Source organism: Sphingobium amiense (genome assembly GCF_003967075.1).
GTDB lineage: Bacteria > Pseudomonadota > Alphaproteobacteria > Sphingomonadales > Sphingomonadaceae > Sphingobium > Sphingobium amiense.
Genome location: NZ_AP018664.1, coordinates 1,223,961 through 1,242,156 on the forward strand (window position 1 = coordinate 1,223,961; position 18,196 = coordinate 1,242,156).

General features: G+C 65.1%; 20 protein-coding genes. 15 read left to right on the forward strand and 5 right to left on the reverse strand.

Annotation, left to right across the window (positions count from 1 at the left end; translation table 11 throughout):
* The first annotated feature begins 9 nt into the window (after window positions 1-9).
* The 5 genes from SAMIE_RS05830 (at window position 10) to SAMIE_RS23295 (ending at window position 4,281) form a co-directional block, all read left to right on the forward strand.
* Entirely contained in the window at window positions 10-879 is an 870-nt protein-coding gene (locus tag SAMIE_RS05830; protein ID WP_066699107.1) for an alpha/beta fold hydrolase, read from the forward strand.
* Complete coding sequence (locus SAMIE_RS05835) at window positions 872-2,017, forward strand: glycosyltransferase (RefSeq protein ID WP_066699109.1); 1,146 nt, start codon at window positions 872-874, stop codon at window positions 2,015-2,017. The genes SAMIE_RS05830 and SAMIE_RS05835 overlap by 8 nt, the downstream gene beginning before the upstream one ends.
* Window positions 2,018-2,105: 88 nt before the next feature.
* The gene (locus SAMIE_RS05840) at window positions 2,106-3,509 is read left to right on the forward strand and encodes an NAD(P)H-dependent flavin oxidoreductase (RefSeq protein WP_066699150.1); all 1,404 of its coding nucleotides are present in this window, start codon (window positions 2,106-2,108) and stop codon (window positions 3,507-3,509) included.
* A gap of 2 nt (window positions 3,510-3,511) precedes the next feature.
* The gene (locus SAMIE_RS05845; RefSeq protein WP_066699112.1) at window positions 3,512-3,721 is read left to right on the forward strand and encodes a DUF2093 domain-containing protein; all 210 of its coding nucleotides are present in this window, start codon (window positions 3,512-3,514) and stop codon (window positions 3,719-3,721) included.
* Window positions 3,722-4,125: 404 nt separating this feature from the next.
* Window positions 4,126-4,281, forward strand: coding sequence for a hypothetical protein (locus SAMIE_RS23295; RefSeq protein ID WP_162849037.1), 156 nt, complete (start codon window positions 4,126-4,128; stop codon window positions 4,279-4,281).
* A 3-nt stretch (window positions 4,282-4,284) separates the two neighbouring features.
* On the opposite strand, the gene astD is transcribed toward SAMIE_RS23295, so the two are convergent.
* Window positions 4,285-5,685 carry a succinylglutamate-semialdehyde dehydrogenase gene (gene astD / locus SAMIE_RS05850; RefSeq protein WP_066699119.1) on the reverse strand — a complete coding sequence of 467 codons (1,401 nt, stop codon included), beginning with the start codon at window positions 5,683-5,685 and terminating at the stop codon, window positions 4,285-4,287.
* A 5-nt stretch (window positions 5,686-5,690) separates the two neighbouring features.
* Window positions 5,691-6,707: a 2-oxoadipate dioxygenase/decarboxylase family protein gene (locus tag SAMIE_RS05855; RefSeq protein ID WP_066699155.1), complete on the reverse strand. Its 1,017-nt coding sequence runs from the start codon at window positions 6,705-6,707 to the stop codon at window positions 5,691-5,693.
* An 86-nt stretch (window positions 6,708-6,793) separates the two neighbouring features.
* Here SAMIE_RS05855 and gcvA point away from each other — a divergent pair, with 86 nt between their 5' ends.
* Complete coding sequence (gene gcvA, locus SAMIE_RS05860; RefSeq protein WP_066699125.1) at window positions 6,794-7,690, forward strand: transcriptional regulator GcvA; 897 nt, start codon at window positions 6,794-6,796, stop codon at window positions 7,688-7,690.
* Here the strand turns inward: gcvA and SAMIE_RS05865 are convergent.
* The gene (locus SAMIE_RS05865) at window positions 7,687-8,673 is read right to left on the reverse strand and encodes an SPOR domain-containing protein (RefSeq protein ID WP_066699157.1); all 987 of its coding nucleotides are present in this window, start codon (window positions 8,671-8,673) and stop codon (window positions 7,687-7,689) included. The genes gcvA and SAMIE_RS05865 overlap by 4 nt on opposite strands.
* 187 nt (window positions 8,674-8,860) lie before the next feature.
* Here SAMIE_RS05865 and SAMIE_RS05870 point away from each other — a divergent pair, with 187 nt between their 5' ends.
* The 4 genes from SAMIE_RS05870 to SAMIE_RS05885 all read left to right on the forward strand — a co-directional run bounded on the left by SAMIE_RS05870 (window position 8,861) and on the right by SAMIE_RS05885 (window position 13,163).
* Window positions 8,861-9,580 carry a ParA family protein gene (locus SAMIE_RS05870; RefSeq protein ID WP_066699159.1) on the forward strand — a complete coding sequence of 240 codons (720 nt, stop codon included), beginning with the start codon at window positions 8,861-8,863 and terminating at the stop codon, window positions 9,578-9,580.
* A gap of 14 nt (window positions 9,581-9,594) precedes the next feature.
* A complete protein-coding gene (locus SAMIE_RS05875; RefSeq protein WP_066699127.1) occupies window positions 9,595-10,095 on the forward strand; it encodes a hypothetical protein in 501 nt (166 codons plus the stop codon).
* A 14-nt stretch (window positions 10,096-10,109) separates the two neighbouring features.
* The gene (locus SAMIE_RS05880; protein ID WP_066699129.1) at window positions 10,110-11,393 is read left to right on the forward strand and encodes an SPOR domain-containing protein; all 1,284 of its coding nucleotides are present in this window, start codon (window positions 10,110-10,112) and stop codon (window positions 11,391-11,393) included.
* A gap of 366 nt (window positions 11,394-11,759) precedes the next feature.
* Window positions 11,760-13,163, forward strand: coding sequence for a tyrosine-type recombinase/integrase (locus tag SAMIE_RS05885; RefSeq protein ID WP_013846918.1), 1,404 nt, complete (start codon window positions 11,760-11,762; stop codon window positions 13,161-13,163).
* A gap of 167 nt (window positions 13,164-13,330) precedes the next feature.
* On the opposite strand, the gene SAMIE_RS05890 is transcribed toward SAMIE_RS05885, so the two are convergent.
* Window positions 13,331-13,669: a hypothetical protein gene (locus SAMIE_RS05890; RefSeq protein ID WP_013846917.1), complete on the reverse strand. Its 339-nt coding sequence runs from the start codon at window positions 13,667-13,669 to the stop codon at window positions 13,331-13,333.
* Between the two features lie 69 nt (window positions 13,670-13,738).
* Window positions 13,739-14,185, reverse strand: coding sequence for a hypothetical protein (locus SAMIE_RS05895; protein WP_126516758.1), 447 nt, complete (start codon window positions 14,183-14,185; stop codon window positions 13,739-13,741).
* A 34-nt stretch (window positions 14,186-14,219) separates the two neighbouring features.
* On the opposite strand from SAMIE_RS05895, the gene SAMIE_RS05900 reads away from it, so the two are divergent.
* From SAMIE_RS05900 to SAMIE_RS05920, 5 genes are all read left to right on the forward strand, one after another.
* The gene (locus SAMIE_RS05900) at window positions 14,220-14,567 is read left to right on the forward strand and encodes a helix-turn-helix domain-containing protein (RefSeq protein WP_030540648.1); all 348 of its coding nucleotides are present in this window, start codon (window positions 14,220-14,222) and stop codon (window positions 14,565-14,567) included.
* A gap of 184 nt (window positions 14,568-14,751) precedes the next feature.
* A complete protein-coding gene (locus SAMIE_RS05905; RefSeq protein WP_066699139.1) occupies window positions 14,752-15,738 on the forward strand; it encodes a DUF7146 domain-containing protein in 987 nt (328 codons plus the stop codon).
* Between the two features lie 36 nt (window positions 15,739-15,774).
* Window positions 15,775-17,412, forward strand: a complete 1,638-nt coding sequence (locus SAMIE_RS05910) for a PRTRC system ParB family protein (RefSeq protein ID WP_013846914.1) — start codon at window positions 15,775-15,777, stop codon at window positions 17,410-17,412.
* A gap of 37 nt (window positions 17,413-17,449) precedes the next feature.
* On the forward strand, window positions 17,450-17,887 hold the full coding sequence (locus tag SAMIE_RS05915) for a PRTRC system protein E (protein ID WP_013846913.1): 438 nt from the start codon (window positions 17,450-17,452) through the stop codon (window positions 17,885-17,887).
* Between the two features lie 49 nt (window positions 17,888-17,936).
* Window positions 17,937-18,143 (forward strand): PRTRC system protein C, encoded by a 207-nt coding sequence (locus SAMIE_RS05920; RefSeq protein WP_013846912.1) that lies wholly within the window; start codon window positions 17,937-17,939, stop codon window positions 18,141-18,143.
* Window positions 18,144-18,196: the final 53 nt, after the last annotated feature.

Sequence of the window (18,196 nt, forward strand, 5' to 3'; positions counted from 1 at the left end):
GGATCAAGCTTGACCGGCTACACGGACGGATATTGGTGGTCCCCCGATGGGCTGCGGCTCCATTACCGGGACTATGTGGGCGGCGCGGACGGGCGTCCGCCTCTGCTGTGCCTGCCGGGCCTGACGCGCAACGCCCGCGATTTCGAGCCGCTGGCCGCGCGTCTGGCGGGCGAGTGGCGGCTCGTCTGCCCGGATATGCGGGGCCGGGCCGAAAGCGCCTATGCCAAGGACGCGATGACCTATGTCCCGCTGACCTATCTTCAGGACATCAGCCGCCTGCTCGCCGATCTGGCGATCCCGCGTTGCGTCGCCATCGGCACATCGCTGGGCGGGATCATCACCATGCTGATCGCAGCGACGCACCGCGGATGGCTGGCGGGCGCGCTGCTCAACGATGTGGGGCCGGTGCTGGAAGAGGAAGGGCTTGCGCGCATCCGCGGCTATGTGGGCGTGGGCCAGTCGCATCCGACATGGGTTCACGCCGCGCGTGCGCTGGCCGAAGCCAATGCCGGCGTCTATCCGCGCTACGCGCTGGAGGACTGGCTGGCGATGGCCAAGCGGCTTTACCGGCTCAACAGCGGCGGGCGCATCGTGCTGGATTACGACATGAAGATCGCCGAACCGATCCGCGCCATGGGGAGCGAGGCGGGCGTCGACATGTGGCCGGTGATGCGCGCCTTTTCCGGCATGCCGACGCTGCTGTTGCGGGGCGCGCGCTCCGACCTGCTGAGCGAGGCGACGGCGCTGCGCATGGCGAGCGAGATCGGCGAGAGCGCCGAACTGGCGACCGTCGCCGATGTGGGACATGCCCCGATGCTCGACGAACCGGAAAGCGTTGCCGCCATCGACCGGCTGCTGGCCCGCGTGCTGCATGGCTGACGGGGCGGGGGCGGGACGGCCGCACATCCTGCACGTCCATGGCAGCTTCACTCTGGGCGGTAAGGAAGCGCGCGCCGTCCGCCTTATGAACATCTGGGGCCACCGGGCGCGGCACAGCATCGTGAGCGCCGACCGCCAAGCGATGGGCGCGCGCGCCGCCATTGATCCCGCCGTCGAGGTGGATTTCCCTGACGGCCCGTCCTTTGCGGGCAAGCCCGGCCCCGGCCGCTATCGCCAGATTCGCGCTTTCCTCGGAAAGTTCGACCTCATCCTCACTTACAACTGGGGGGCGATGGACGCGGTGATGGCGCATCGGCTTGCGGGGCGCGGGGCTGGACTGCCGCCGCTCATCCATCATGAGGACGGTTTCAACGCCGATGAGGCCGATGGCCTGAAGGTGAAGCGCAACCTGTTCCGCCGGATCGCTTTGCAGGGCGCGCACGCGCTCGTCGTGCCCTCCGCCCGGCTGGAGGAGATTGGGCGGACTGTCTGGAAACAGCCGCAGGGCAGGCTGCACCTCATCCGCAACGGCATTGACGTGGAGCGCTACGCCCCCCCGCCAGAGCCGGATGCGATCCCCGGTCTCGTCCGCTCGCCGGGCAAGCTGCTGGTCGGCACGCTGGCGGGGCTGCGGGCGGTCAAGAATATCCCGCGCCTCGTCCGCGCGGTGGCCCCGCACCGCGACCTGCTGCAACTGGTGGTGGTAGGCGAGGGGCCGGAGCGGGACGCGATCCTTGCCGAAGCCGCCGCGCAGGGGCTGGAGGATATTCATATGGCGGGCTTCATGGACCGGCCATGGCGGTTCCTTGGCCTGTTCGACATTTTCGCGCTGTCGTCGGACAGCGAGCAGTTTCCGATCTCGCTGGTGGAGGCGATGGCGGCAGGCGTTCCGGTCGCGTCCATGGATGTGGGCGATGTCGCCGCCATGGTCGCCCCGGAGAATCGGCCCTTGGTCGTGCGCGACGAGGCGGGGCTGGCGGAGGCACTTGGCACGCTGGCGGCGGACGCCGATCTGCGCAGGCGGCTGGGGGACGCGAACCGGGTGCGGGCAAGCCGGGACTTTGCCGAATCCGCGATGGTGGAGGCTTATGCGCGCCTCTATGGCGAAGCTCTGGCAAGTCCGCATATTTTGCGCTAGGGCGCGCGAAATTCGTCACCGGCGGCTTATGCTGCTATAGGGTCGCTTTTACCCGGTCGGGGGACCGGGACGGATATTGGAGATGTCGTTGTTCAAGGGGTTGAAGCCTGTCGTCTATGGTGGCCGTGAAGTCTGGCCGCTGGTCGAGGGCGGCAAGGGCGTGGCGGTATCGAACCATGCAAGCTCTGGCGCGTGGGCGGCCGCGGGCGGCATCGGCACGGTGTCGGCGGTGAACGCCGACAGCTACGACAGTTTCGGCAATCCCATCCCGCAAATCTACCATGGCCGCACCCGGCGCGACCGGCACGAGGAACTGGTCGCTTACGCCATCGACGGGGCGGTCGAGCAGGTGAAGCGCGCGTTCGAGATCGCGGGCGGCAAGGGTGCGATCAACATCAACGTGCTCTGGGAAATGGGCGGAGCGCAGCGCGTGCTGCACGGCGTCCTCGAAAAGACGCGCGGCATGGTGGCGGGCGTCACCTGCGGCGCGGGTATGCCCTACAAGCTGTCCGAAATTGCCGCATCCTACGGCGTCAACTATCTGCCCATCGTATCGTCGGGCCGCGCCTTCCGTGCGCTCTGGAAGCGCGCCTATTCCAAGGCGTCGGAATGGCTGGCGGCGGTGGTTTACGAAGACCCCTGGCTGGCGGGCGGGCATAATGGCCTGTCCAACGCGGAAGACCCGCGCGCGCCGCAGGACCCTTATCCGCGCGTCCGCGACCTGCGCGCCACGATGCGCGAAGGCGGCATTTCCGACGATGTGCCCATCGTGATGGCGGGCGGCGTGTGGCACCTCAAGGACTGGAACGACTGGATCGACAATCCTGAACTCGGCGCGATCATGTTCCAGTTCGGCACCCGGCCGCTGCTGACACAGGAAAGCCCCATCCCGCAGCTCTGGAAGGAGCGGCTGATGGAGCTGGAGCCGGGCGATGTGCTGCTCCACCGCTTTTCGCCGACCGGCTTCTACAGCTCGGCGGTCCGCAATCCCTTCCTGCGCCTGCTCGAAGCGCGGTCGGAGCGGCAGATTCCGTTCAGCACCGAACAGGCGGGCGACCACACCCATCAGCTCGACGTGGGCGTGAAGGGCAAGAATTTCTGGGTGACGGTCGGCGATCTGACCCGTGCGCGCGAATGGGTGGGTCAGGGCTTCACTTCCGCGCTCAAGACGCCTGACAACACGCTCGTCTTCGTGACGGAGGAAGAGAAGGCCGAAATCCGCAAGGACCAGACCGACTGCATGGGCTGTCTGTCGCAGTGCGCCTTTTCAAGCTGGATGGATAGTGAGACCAACTCCACCGGCCGCCTCGCCGATCCGCGCAGCTTCTGCATCCAGAAATCGCTCCAGGAAGCGGTCCATGGCGGCGATCTGGACAAGAATCTGCTGTTCGCGGGTCATGGTGCCTACAAGTTCAAGCAGGACCCTTTCTATTCCAACGGGTTCGTGCCGACCGTGAAACAACTGGTCGACCGTATCCTGACCGGCGACTGAGCGTGGCGGATATTCAGGGGCTGGCGGTGCTTCATTATAACGCCGCCGATTTCGACATCGTGCGGCCCGGCCAGTTCGTTCTGTGCGCGGTCTCGGGCGCGCGCATCGACCTTGAGGATCTGAAATACTGGAGCGCGGAGGCGCAGGAAGCCTATCGCGGACCGGCGGAATCGACGCAGGCCTGGCTGAAACGCCACAACGCCTCGCAGTGATCGCCGCCTACTGAAACCGAACCGCGATTTTAGTATTTGCAGCAGGCTGGCTTTGGACTAGTCTCCTTCCACGGCGACGCAGATTGCCGGGGATGGAAGGATGATGTCTGATGTCACGGATCGACGTTTTCGGTGATCGTGTCTGCATTGTATCGAGCCTGCTGATCGTCGGCTGGTTCCTCTACAGCATCGTCACCTGACGAAAGTCGCCGCCGCAAACCTGTGCTGCGTGTCGGCCAACCAAAAGTTTTTCGATCTTTTTCAGGACCATGTTAGACAGGGTCCAGGCGTTATCGCCTCGCGGCTTTTGATGGATGTCAGCTTGCTCCGCGTCACCAACGGCTAAAGCGCACGGCGCCGACGCGACGACGCGGGTTTCGTGTTCCCTGACAAGGAGAAGACGAATGACCGCAAAGACCCGCCCGAATCGCGAATCGGCCACCGGCCGCACCGCCGCCCGCATCTTCCTTCCGCACCATAGCTGGACCCGCAGGGAGCCGCCCGCGCGGGCTGCCGCCGCCATCACAGCGGACGATTTCTGGACGAAGCTGGGACTGTAAGGTTCAGCGCGAAAGGCCCGCCACGGCCACCTGTTCCACCCCGTCCGCTTCGAAGCTGGCGATGGGATAGGCGCAGTAATCGGCGGCGTAATAGGCGCTGGGGCGGTGGTTGCCGGACGCGCCGAGGCCGCCGAATGGCATGTTGCCCGCCGCGCCGGTCGTCGGACGATTGCGGTTGACCACGCCCGCGCGGCTTTCCTCGACGAAGCGGTCCCACAGCGAAGCATCCTGCGACACCAGACCGGCGGACAGGCCGAAGGCGGTGGAGTTCGCCTGCGCTATGGCGGCGTCGAAATCGGGCACGCGGATCACGGACAGAACGGGCGCGAAAATCTCCGCATCCGGAGCCTCGACGCCCGTCAGGTCGAGCAGGGCCGGCGTCACGAAGGCGCTGCTGCGGCCATCCATGCCATGAAAGGGCAGGATCGGCCTGGCTCCGCGCGCGATCAGGTCGCTGACGGCGCGGTGTGCGGCGGCGGCGGCCTGATCGGACACGAGCGGACCCATGAACGCTTCGCCCGCCTCGTTCCATGCCGCGACTGGCAGCCGCGCGGCGAGCGTGGCCGTCGCCTCTACAATGGCGTCACCGGCTGCGCCTTCCGGCACGATCAGACGGCGCGCGCAGGAGCAGCGCTGGCCGGTGGTGATGAAGGCGGAATTGACGATGATGGATGCGGCGCTTTCGGGCGAATCCCACGCGATCAGCGGATTATTGCCGCCCAGTTCCAGCGCCATGATGACATGGGGCCGGTCGACCAGCGCGCGGCGCAGCGCCGCGCCGGCGCCCGCCGATCCGGTGAAGAGCAGCCCGTCGATGTCGGCGGCGACCAGCGCCTCCCCGGTCGCGCGCCCGCCCTGCACGACCGTCAGCAGACCTTCCGGCAGACCGGCTGCGGTCCACGCTTGCGCCATGGCCGTGCCGGTCGCTGGGGTGATCTCAGACGGCTTGAAGACGACCGCATTGCCCGCGATCAGCGCCGGGACGATATGGCCGTTGGGCAGGTGGCCGGGGAAGTTGTAGGGGCCAAGCACCGCCATCACGCCATGGCCGCGATGGCGCAGCACGGCGCGGCCGAACGGCATGTCGGCGGCGCGCTCGCCCGTGCGTTCGGCATGGGCATCAATCGACACTTCGACCTTGGCGATCATGGAGCCGACTTCGGCGTCGCTTTCCCACAGCAGCTTGCCGGTTTCGCGCGAGATGAGTTCCGCCAGCGCGGCGCGGCGTTCGCCCAGCACCTGTGCGTAGCGGCGCACGACCGCGATCCGATCTTCGACCGGCAGGGCGCGCCACGGCGCGAGCGCGGCGCGGGCTGCGGCGACCGCGCGCTGGCAGTCCGCTGCGCTCGATACCGGGCCTTCCCAGACCAGTTCGCGCGAGGCGGGATCGAAGGATTGCAGCATGGCGCTCACCGTGCCGCGCCGGTCATGGCGAAAATGCCGGTCGCGTTGCCGGTGTCGAAGGCAAGGTCGATCGTGCCCGTTTCCGGATCAATGTCCCGGCTGATAAATTCGAAGAAGGAGCCGGAAACGGCGCGCGTCGTCCCGTCGGCGAAGGGGCGCTCCACCCGGTCGGCGCGAAAGGCCGTCTGGCGGACGCGGCCACTGGAGGAGATTTCGAGCCTTTCTTTCATCGGGCGATCCTCTGCCTTCAGCCGCTCGGCAAGCGCCGCCACATCGGCGACCCGGTCGGTCGCGTGGTTGAAGGCGTTGCCCTCGGTCGCGATCCATGCCGCTTCGTTCGATTGGCCCAGCAGCAACTGATAATCCTCGAAAGAGGGCGGCGCATGATGCCGGTCGAAGGCGGAGAGGATCGTCGGCATCACAGCTATGGCGTCAGCGAGGTGGACAGCTTCATGCGCTTCGTAGCGGCGCAGGACGTCCTTTGCCCTATCGTCGAGCGGATCGCGCGAACCGCCGAAGACGCGCGCAGCCGCTTGCGCAAAGGACTCGTCGAAGCGGTCGACATGGAGTTCCGACAGGAAGAATTGCGGGATGCTATCGGGCATATCCACATGCCGATAGGCGCGTCCGGTCATGCGCAGCCGGTCGAGCGGATAGACCGCCGCCATCTCATAACCCAGCGGCAGGAAGATGCGGGTGAAGGCGTCTTCCCCGCCGGGAAGCGCGCCGGTGGGACCATCCGGGAAGCGGATCGTGCGCAGCGCGCCATGATCGAAGACGATGCGTCGCCCCTGCGCCAGCGCGTCCCCGACATAGGCTCTGCCGCTCGGCACCCGGCCGATCAGGTCGTGGAACAGGCCGACATTCATCGCCATTGCAAAGGCGGCGCGCGACACGATTCCGCCCCGTTCGGCGAGCAGCGATTCAAGAATGTCGAGCATCGCGAGGGTCTCGCGCCCCCTGCCGTCGCCCAGCGCGGCGCGGGCAATCGCCTCGACATGACCCATATTCTCAAACCGCATCATCGGCTCCACTTCGCTTCGACAATATGATAGCATTTGCGGATAATTCAAAATGGCACATCATCATCTGTAGATGCGGATTTGGAATGAAGAACGATCCCAGATGGCTGCCCCCGATGAGCGCGCTCACCGCGTTCGAGGCCGCCGCGCGCCATGGCGGCTTTTCCCGCGCCGGGGAAGAGATCGGCCTGACCCAGAGCGCGGTCAGCCGCCAGATCGCGCAACTGGAGGCGATGCTCCAGACGCCGCTGTTCGACCGGATCGGTCGCCGGGTGCGCCTGAATGAAGCGGGGCGTGCCTATGCCGACGAGCTGTTGCCCGCGCTGGACGCGATCCGCCGCGCCACTGTTCGCGCGTCGGCGAAACGGCAGCGGCGGGCCTTGCGTATCGCCACGCTGCCGAGCTTCGGGATGCGATGGCTTGCGCCGCGCCTGCCGCTGCTGACGGCGCTTCACCCCGATCTGGTGGTGGATTTCGCCGCGCGGTCAGAACCGTTCGATTTTGGCCATGAAGATTTCGATGCGGCTGTCCACTTCGGTGTCGCGGAAGAATGGCCGGGCGCGGTCGCCGACTTCCTGTTTCGCGAAGAGGCGGTGCCGGTCTGCTCGCCGACATGGCTCGCGGCCCATCCGCTGCGCGACCCTGCCGATCTGCTGACGGTTCCGCTGCTGAGCCAGAGTTCGCGCCGCGACGCGTGGCCGCGCTGGCTGGCGGCGGCGGGCGTCGACGCGTCGAAATGGGAGCCGGGACCGGCGTTCGAGCATTTTCTGATGCTGGCGCAGGCGTGCGCGGCGGGCGCGGGCGTGGCGCTGATCCCGAGCTTCCTCATCCAGCCGGAACTGGAGGCGGGAACGCTGGTCGTGCCCTTCGCCCGGCCGCTGTCGACCGATCAGGCCTATTATCTGGTCTATCCGCAAAACGGCCTCGACGGGCCGCTGCGCGCTTTTCGCGACTGGATGGTCGATCAGGCGAGCGACGGCTAGATTTTCTTGGGGATGCAGTCCGATCCTGCGGCCTTGATGCGCCCGCACAGGCGCGCGGCGTCGGCGGCGCTCGCGACCGGTCCGACCTGAAGCCGCGTCACGCCGCCCGCCTTTTCATAATAGCTTCTGTAGGCCGACAGCCCGCCCACATTCTTCGCAAGCTGGCCCCAGAGCGCGCGGGCGCGTGCCTCTTCGCCGAACGCGCCCAGTTGCACGCGCCACCCGCCGGCAGCGGGAGAGGGAGAGGGAGAGGGAGAGGGGGCAAGCGCTGGCCTGCTCGCCGCGACCTGCGGTGCGGGCTTGGGCGCGGCGGGCTTCGAAGACTCGGTTTCCGCCGGTTTCGATGGCGGCAATTCCGCCTTGCGGATGGGCTTGGGCTGGGCGCGTGCCGGGGCGGCTGCGGACGCCAGCGCATCCTTGTCCCCGCGCTCCATCCCGGCGGCGAGCGCAAGCCCCTTCTGCCGCTGGTCCTCGGGGATATATTTATCCATCTCGCCAAGGCTGGCCGTCGCCTGCGGCAGCCCGGACGCCGATGCGCGCGTCATCAGCGCATAGGCGCGGACCCAGTCCTTGCCGACGACATCGCCGTTAAAGAGCGTGGTCGCGACGATATATTGCGCGCGCGGCTCGCCCCGGCTCGCGGATTTCTGAAGGAAGGGCATCGCGCCGTCACGGTCGCCCTGCTGAAAGAGCAACAGGCCCAGATTATCCTCCGCCCGCAAATGCCCCTGCCGCTGCGCCTTGCGATACCAGTCGAGCGCGGCGTCGAAATCGGGCTGAACCCCCCGGCCCAGCTTGTAGGCCTGACCGAGGTTGAACTGTGCGTCGGGATCGCCCGCTTCGGCAAGGGGCCGCCATTGGGCGATCGCCCTGGCATAGTCGCCCTGCTGCCACGCATCGACGCCAGCCTTCACATCCGCCAGAGCAGGCGCTGCCGTCGCCAGCATCGCCGTCACCATCAGGCTTTCCCACATCCGCTTCATGCGCGCCACTTCCGCCAGACCAGTCATTCAGGAGTGCTTATCATCGCACAAGGTTAAAGTCCTGTTAGTGACGCGCGCTCCACCCCGCCTTTTTAACGGGCCTGATCGAAGAATCCGCAGTTAACCAATTTTTAGGCCCGGCCATGGCATCCCTCCCGGCAACTGAATTTCCTTGGGGGACGTGCGCGTGCGGATTTTGGCATTGGCATCGCAGAAAGGCGGATCGGGCAAGACCACGCTGTCGGGCCATCTCGCCGTGCAGGCGCAACGCGCCGGGGCTGGCCCGGTCGTCCTGATCGACATTGATCCGCAGGGATCGCTCGCTGACTGGTGGAACGAGCGGGAGGCGGAATATCCCGCCTTCGCCCAGACCACGGTTGCGCGCCTCGCCACCGACCTCGAAACGCTGCGCGAACAGGGCTTCAAGCTCGCCGTCATCGACACGCCGCCGGCCATCACCATGGCGATCCAGAGCGTCATCTCCGTCGCCGAACTGATTGTCGTGCCGACGCGCCCCAGCCCGCATGACCTGCGCGCGGTCGGCGCGACCGTCGACCTGTGCGAACGTGCAGGCAAGCCGCTGATCTTCGTGGTCAACGCCGCAACGCCCAAGGCGCGCATCACCTCCGAAGCCGCCGTCGCCCTGTCGCAGCATGGCACGGTCGCGCCGGTGACGCTGCACCACCGCACCGATTTCGCCGCCTCGATGATCGACGGCCGGACCGTCATGGAAGTCGATCCCAAGGGCCGGTCGGCCGGGGAAGTCACCGCGCTGTGGGCCTATGTCTCCGACCGGCTCGAACGCAATTTTCGCCGCACCGTCTTCACCGTGCCCCATGGCAGCGTAGGGACCGTGCCCAGCCGCCAGCCGGGGCAGGGCTTCGGCCGCCGCGTGATGGGCCAGTGAGGGGAGCAAGGACCATGGCCGAACCCAAACCTCTCGCCTCGCTGACCTCCGGCCTGCTGGCGCGCAAGGGCGCGGCGCAGCCCGCGATGCGCCGTCCGATGCTCGGTTTCGGCCGTCCGGCGGCGCTGGCGCAGGACGATCTCGGCTGGAACGACATGGGATTCGATGTCGAACCGGAACCGCAGCCGCTGGAAGAGCCGGTCGCTCCGGTCGGCCTGACGCCGATGGCGCCCGTCCCGCTCGAACCGCCCGTGGTCAGGCAGCGCAAGACGCTGGCCCGCCGTCTGGCGACGAGGCCGGTTGCGCCCGAAGCGGCTCCCGCCGCAGGCCGCAAGGCGGCCTTCACGCTGCGCCTCGACGCGGAGCGCCATCTCAAACTGCGCCTCGCCTGCGCGGTCAGCGGGCGGTCCGCCCAGCAGATCGTGACGCAGGCGCTCGACGATTTCCTCAGCGACCAGCCCGAGATCGACCGGCTGGCCGAACAGCTCCCGCGCGTGCGCGGCGGCAATGCATAAGGGTGGATAGAGCCATGAACCGCAAGATGTTTCACAAGGTGGCGCTGTCGTCGCTGATGATCGCGACCACGATGGTGGGCTGCACCGGCGCGGCTTTCCGCCCTTCGGCCTCCGCCGCTCAGGTCAAGGGCGACCCCGCCAGGCTGGCCGCCACCGCCGAAAAGGCGATTGCCGGTCGCGATGGCGCAAAGGCGGTGGAAGCCGCCGAGGCCGCCGTGCAGCTTTCGCCGCAAAACGCCGCTTACCGCCATCTGCTTGGCCGCGCCTATATTGCGGCTGGCCGCTTCGCCTCTGCGCAGAGCGCGCTTTCGGATGCGATGGCGCTCGGCAATTCGGACGCTTCCACCATCGTCAGCCTTGCGCTGGTGCAGGTGGCGCAGGGCCGTGCCGACGAAGCACGCGCCCTGCTCGCCGATCATGCCGACACGGTGCCCGCCGGTGACTATGGCCTTGCCATGGCGATGGCGGGCGACGCGGGGGAGGGCGTTCGCGTTCTGTCCGAAGCGATCCATGATCCGTCGGCCACCGCCCGCACCCGCCAGAACCTTGCCTATGCCTACGCACTGGCGGGCCGGTGGAAGGATGCGCGCCTGATGGCTGGCCTCGACATGGAGCCGCTTGCGGCGAACAAGCGCATTTCCGACTGGGCGCAGATGGCCGAGCCTTCGCTCGCCCCGCTGCGCGTCGCGGCGCTGATGGGCGTGACGCCCGCCGCCGATCCGGGCCAGCCGGTCGCGCTGGCGCTGGCCGCGCCCGTTGCCGCGCCCATGGCGCTTGCGCAGGCCGATCCCGCGCCGGAGGCCGCCGCGCCTGTGGAGGCGCCGCAGCCGGAAGCCGTCGCGGTCGCGGATGCGGTCGACGAGGCTGCGCCTGCACCGATCAGCTTTGCCGAGCGCGCCGCGATCAGGGCGCGCCTCAATGACACCGCGCCGCCAAGGCTGAGCGCCCGCGTCGCCAAGGCTCCGGCTTTCCGTCCCGCTACCGGTGCCGCAAGCAACTGGGTGGTGCAGCTCGGCGCCTATGACAGCGCAGCGGTCGCCAAGGAAAAATGGTTCGCCATGGCGCGTCGCAACGGCACCATCGCGGCCTTTCCGGTCGTGACCAGCCAGGCGACCGTCAATGGCAAGGCCTATCACCGCCTCGCCGTCAGCGGATTTGGCGGACGTGCCGACGCACTGGGCCTTTGCCGCGCCATCCGCGCGCAGAGCGGTCAGTGCTTCGTACGGCAGACCAGCCCCGACGCGACGCTGCAGCGCTGGGCGCTCGCCACGCGCGGACGGCAGTTCGCCGGTCGGTAACATCGCTCTCGCTCCCTGAGAGACCCTGAAGCGCGCGCGGCCCACGGGCCACGCGCGCTTTTTCCTGGACTGCGATGTCAGCGAGCCTGCTGTGCTGGCTACAAGTCGGCACGGCTTTGGTGAAGCGTAATTCTCATGGGAAAATGGTGGACGCACTAGGGCTCGAACCTAGGACCCGCTGATTAAGAGAAATTGGATTCAACGTCTCACCGCGAAATTTCATAGTACATCGCGTCACCATGTTACAGGAAATTCCCTTATGTTTCCTTGTATTAATGGTAAAATTGCGTCATCCTCCCGAACATGGAGGTGTGTGGCATCCCTTCCAATTTGTAGCGCAATTTGTAGCGCAAAATCGAGGCTGACATGGCAACGAAGAAATTTTCTGATCCTTGGATTCGCGGCCTGAAGGCCGCCCCAGAAGGGGGACGGGACGAGTGGCACGACGAGGCCGAAACAGGACTATTAGTTACGATCAATCCCAAGCGTCGGGTGACATTCTGGCTCTATGCGCGATACCCGAAAGGAGATGGGACGTGCGGAGCTCCTAGTCGCAGAGTGCTAGGAGATTTTTGTCCTGCGGACGCCAAGGATCGCATCTACATTGTCAAGAAGGGTGTGCCCGCCCTTGCCTTGGACGAAGCGCGGCAGAAGGCCCGAGAATGGAAGGCCGCGATTGCGGATGGCATTGACCCTAGTCGACCTGCTCAGCCGGTAGATGAAGAGCCGCAGGCGGTATTGGAGACGATTGCGACGGTTTTTGTCGAGTTTTTCAAGCGCCATGTTATGAAAGAGGGTCAGAAGGACGGCCGTGGTAGACCTCTGGCTCCGCTGCGTTCTGCAAAGGAGATCAAGCGGATTTTCGATCACTATATCTTGGAAGACCTAACCGGCAATGAGCGGTGGCGAAATCGTCCGATCGCTTCAATCACGCGCCGCGATGTAACCGAGTTACTCGATACAATTCAGGATAACAATGGAGCTACTCAAGCGGATGCCGTGCTCGCACAGCTCAGCTCCATGTTCAACTGGTACGCGGCGCGGGGAGACGATTTCGTGTCTCCAATTGTGCGGGGAATGAAGCGAACTAAATCTTCCGAGCGCAAACGCAAGCGTATTCTGAGTGACGAGGAAATCCGCATATTCTGGCAGGCTTGCGGGACGCAGGAGGTATTCGGTGTTTTCTGCCAGCTATTGTTGCTGACTCTTCAGAGGCGCGAAAAACTGCGGTTGATGCACCGGGACTATGTTACGTCCGATGGACTGTGGACGATCCCGACGGAAGATCGAGAGAAGGGTAATGCCGAGTATGTTCGGCTATCTCCCATGGCGATGCAGATCGTTAAGAAGCAGCCTACGACGCCGACCCGACCATTTGTTTTCCAGGGACGCTTGGCTGGTCCGATCAACGGCTTCACTGACGCCAAGGCGGAACTGGATGCCAAGATGGAGGAAATCGCCGGTCACCCTATCCCACACTGGGTCCTGCACGATCTGCGCCGGACCGGAAAGACGCTGATGATACGAGCAGGCGTCTCGCCGCATGTCTCTGAGCGAGTGCTTGGGCATGTCATTCCAGGCGTAGAAGGTGTCTATGATCAGCACGACTACCTCGCTGAAAAGACGGAAGCCCTTCGTCAGCTTGCGTCATTGGTGGCGCGGATACTCAATCCGAAGGACAACGTCGTTCCGATGAAGGCTCGCAGCCGGTCTCGATCGAACAGTCAAATGGAGCAAAAGGCAGAAGCAGAAAGAACTGCTATAAACTAGCTTTACCTACGGATGTGGAACTGGGCCTTCGGGGTAAAGCAGGGGAAGCAAGCCCTTGATTTGCGGTATGCCAATTGCCCCTGATTACCCTTCGTTTCCCTAAATGTGCCACGGAAATGCTGCTGGGCGGGCTCACGCTTCTCGTCCGTCGGGCACAGGACCGCGCGCTAGTTTGTCGACTTTGGCTTTCCGTTGGCGCGGTTCAGCTCGATGAGAAGCCAATCCCGAAACTTGCCCATATAGCCGCCTGCATCGGCAGCGATCTGCGCCAGCAGTTCATCGCTCAACTCATCTTGTTTGAGATCGAGATCACGCAGCGCACGTTTCACCATGTGGCTTTGGAAAACGAAAATCGCATTGCGCAAATATCCACGCACGATTTTTTCGATCTTTCTATCATCTCCTTTGGCGGCATGGATGAGCTTTTCTATGGCCAGAACGGTGGGATCGGGCTCAGCCATCGTCTGACGCATTTCCGGTGTAAGCTGCATCTCCTCGTCGTGCATGGATCAGTCCGGCTCTATTGCTTAAGGCATAACGACATGGTCGCATGGGCGACGCAGGCGGGCAAGGCATCAGTTGCGATGCTTTGCCAAGAAAACCAGCCGCATACGATTGGGCATCCCGCCATAGAGAAGGCGACGCGGCTGCCGGACGGGTATTGCCATGGTTTTGCGGTGTAGCGCGAGATGTTCTCCTGCATCGTTAAAGGGGCAGAGGACGTAGGAATATTCGTTTATGTTAACCAATTCGGCACCGAAATTCCCCTCCGAAAGGCACCTTGCCGGACGGATGAATTCGAGCATCATGCTCATTGGACTATTTTGTTCAGAATAGCCGGGGGGCAACCAGACGTTGGGGCATCGGCACGGTTCGCCCGATGCACCCGAATGGGATGGAGAGCGAATGCCCATGCGACAGGAAGCCCGAATTGAACCCATGCTGGACGACACAGGCCGTCCGGCTGTTTTTGCACCTCTTTGCAGGTCGATCATCAGCGCAAGAGCGGAGTCGGCCACCATGTTCGGCTCTTTATGCTCCGATCCAGGATGCGAAATGCTGCTCGATCTTTACTGGCGCGACAGCCAGGGATTGAAGACTTCTCTCACCAGCTTCTGCCTCGCGTCGAAAGCGTCGGAGATGACCGGTCGGCGATGCCTTGCCGAGATGGAGGCGCAACGCATCGTCGAGCGCTTCCCTGATCCCTTCGACAAACGCCGCATATATGTTCGGCTGACGGCGACTGGGCGGGATAAGATGGATGCCTGCTTCCAGACCTTGCTGTCCGGATATGCGCAAACCTGTCACGACTGCGCCCGCAAATGCGGAGACGCTCCAGACGGGGCCCGGCAGGAAGTCCCGTTCTGCATCGCGATTGACGGTGTCCGCCAGTTTCGGCGTTAGAAGCTCGGAGCCGATATCGGTAGTCGATCAATAGGCCGACGTAGCGTTCAGTGCTATGCCGGTGAAACGGGCACGCGCTACCCGTTGATACGACCTGCGATCATACTGACAGCGGGCGTCGGCCGCGGCCTGAAGAGAAGGAGGAGTGGGGCGAGGGAGTTTTCCCTATGCTGGAGTTCCTCCCATGGCCCTGTCGCGCACGAGCGCCGATCCGCGCCTGCATGCCGCTGCCGCCAATATCGTCAAATCACTCGGTGGAACATGGAAGCCATCGGGCGCGATGTGCCGTTGCCCTGCGCACGACGACCATCGCCCCAGCCTGTCGGTCCGGGTCGGCGAGCATAGCATATTGTTCAAGTGCTTTGCCGGCTGTTCCACGATTGATGTCATCCGCGCGCTGCGCAGCGACAGGCGGCCTATCCCGACGGCCGACGCTGAAGCGGAATTCGCACGCGCGGATGGCAGCGAGCGACGGTTGGCCGGCCGGATCCGTTCGCTCTGGAAGGAAGCGCGTGCCGTTACCGATACGCCGGCGGGCGTCTATATGGCGACGCGTGGTTTCAACGAGCCGCATCCGGCGCTGCGCTACCATGATCATGTGCCGCTCGGCCGGGGCGCCGACGTCCGTTTCCGTCCGGCGCTGCTCGCCGCCGTTGAAGCCGACACCGGCGTCACAGCACTCGAACGGCTGTTCCTCGACCCCCGGACCGGATTGCCGGCCACTGATCTCGATCCGCCCAAACTGATGCTGGGTCGCCCGCACGGTGGCACCGTCCGTTTCGGGGCCGCCACCGATGTGCTGGGGCTGGCCGAGGGCTGGGAGACCGCCTGGTCCGCTCATTTGCTGCTCGGCATCCCCGTCTGGGCCGCGCTTGGTGCTGACCGCTTCCCCCTGGTCACTGTGCCTGAGCGGGTTGAACGCCTCTTCCTCCTTCACGACAACGACCTTTCCGGTCGGCGCGGCGCGGCACGGGCGAAACAGGCGCATGCGCGAGACGGCCGGTCGATCGAGCCGCTGCCTCCACCGCCGGGCTTCAATGACTGGAACGACCTCTACCGGGCGAGGGGAAGGGGGAGGGGGAGGGAGATGGTTGCGGAATGCAGGCTGATGATCGGCCGCGTCCCGCACATTCCGACACGCGCAGCGGCATGGGCGTCCAGCCAACCCTGAACGCGAGCCTGCTACAATCCACACAGGAGACGAGCCTTGACCTCGCTACAACCGAGCTATCCCTCCACGCTGCCGCTCGCCAGTATCGTGAAGGGCGACAATCCCCGCCGGTATTTCGACCGGAAGAAGCACGAGGAGATGGTGGCTTCCATCCGGCAGCGCGGCATACTCCAGCCCATATTGCTCCGGCCGAAGGACGACGTCTATGCCATCGTCGCCGGCGAGCGTCGGTACAGGGCAGGGCTGGAAGTCTATGGGCTCGACGGCGAAGTGCCGGTCATCATCCGCGTGATGACGGACCAGGAAGCGCTCGATGCCGCGATCGCCGAGAATGACGACCGTGACGATCCGTCGGAGACCGAGCAGGCCGATGCCGCCGTCCGCTACCTCGCGGCATGCAACGGCGACCGCGCCGAGGCCGCACGGCGACTGGCCTGGTCCCGCGCCAAGCTTGATCGCCGCCTGGCGCTCGCTGAACTCACCGACGCCGCTAAGACCGCCCTCGATGAGCGCCGGATCAAGGTTGGTCACGCCGAACTGCTCGCCGTCATCCCCAAGGACAAGCAGGACACGGCCCTCGACACGATCCTGCGCCTGAATCTTGACGTGAACGATACGCGCAAGGAACTGATGCGCATCACGCATAGCCTCGCGAGCGCCTGTTTCGACAAGACCGAGTGCGCCACCTGTCCGTTCAACTCGGCGGCGCAGCAAGTCCTTTTCGAAACCCATGTCGATGATGGCCATTGCACCAATCCGGGATGCTTCAAGCTCAAGACCGAAGCCGCCGAGGTGATCCGTTTCGAGGAAGAGGAGCGCGCCGCGAAGGCGGCCAGGAGAGCGATGCCTCCTGCTGCCGATGATGCCGACGCTGATGCGCAGGACGATGTCACCGTCGAACCCGCGCCATCGATGGATCTCCAGCCGCAGCCGGAACGCGGCGCCATATCATCCAGTGCTGTCGAAAACCGCGAGCCTCCCCCGCCACGCACTGCCGAGACCGTGCCGGCCGCGTCGACGGCGCATAAGCCGACCGTCACGGCCAGGTCGATCGCGACCCGAACCGCCGAGCTTCGCGAGGCGACATGGCGAACCGCGCTTGCCCGTGCGCTCGCGGGCAATGCTGTCCACGCCCGGACCACGATCCTTGTGGCGGCGATGTCGGGCACGCTTTCGCAGATCAAGCCCGACACGCTGACGTCCCGCGCTGGCATCCTCGTCGGCGCCTCGTTCCCGGACCTCGACTTCAAGGGCAAGATCGCGGAAATCCGGGCGCTTGCCGATGCGCGGGCCGCCAATGTGCTGGCCGTCATCGGCGGCGCTTACGCCAAGGATGTGCTCAGCTTCGATCATGTCGCGGACCTTGCGAGAGTGTTCGAGGTCGACTTGCGCGAGACGTGGCAGGTCGATCAGACCTTTCTCGAGCGCTACACAAAGGAAGAGCTCAAGTTCATCGCCCAGGAATGCGGCCTGATCGCGCATGTCGGCGAGAAACGGTTCGCCAAGCTGCTCGCATCGAAAAAGACCGAGCTTGTCACCAGCATGCTCAATCGCATCGGGTTCGATTGGGCGGGACGTCTGCCGGGCTGCATGACGCTCGATGGCGCCTATGGACCGCCCCCGGATCGTGCTGCCCAGCCGGCCGACGCTCCCATCTCGCAAATCGCCGCCTGACCGACACCCTCACCCTTCCAGACAAGGACCAACGCCCATGTTGATTGCCAACCTGCTGCCGCTTCTCGCCAACTATTCGCTCGGTTTCGATCTTGTCGCCGGCCCCGACGATACCGTCACGCTGACCGTCATTCCCCGCAAGGCGGAAGGCGCGAAGCACGGTCTCGAATCCGGCGAGACCCGCCCGATCTCGATCACCGCAACCGCCGTGGAGATCGATGCGGAACTTGGCCGTGGATCGGACGGCGCACTCGGCCAGCTCATCGCTACGCGCAAGACCCTTGCCGACCAGATCGCCGATCAGCGCCAGGCGGCCGAGGACGCAAGGATCGCCGCAGCGGAGGCCGCGAAGGCCAAGGCCGCCACGAAGGCCGCGACAGCAAAGACGACGGTGCCTGTGAGTCCTCCGAAGCTCCAGCACGCGGTCACCCCGCCGGTCGACGCCAAACCGGACCAACCCGCCACCTTGTTCTGACCGGACTCCGCTCAAATCTCGCCACGACCCAAGCCGGGAGTTTTACCTCATGCAGATCAACCATCTCACCCGCGCGTACCGCTATGACGGCATCGACCTTCCGGTTCCGCCGCATCTCGCCAACGATCCCGACGGTCTGCGTGCCTACCATGCCACGCTCTACCCCGCGGTTCTCAACGCCGAGATGGTCGACGCCGGCGTGTCGGGCGGCGCTCACGTCACCGAATACCGGCGCGCCGTCGGCACCAAGGGCTGACCGTGGCGCGCGGCAGCAGCGCGGCGATCCCGTCCGCAGTTCGTAAAACGCTC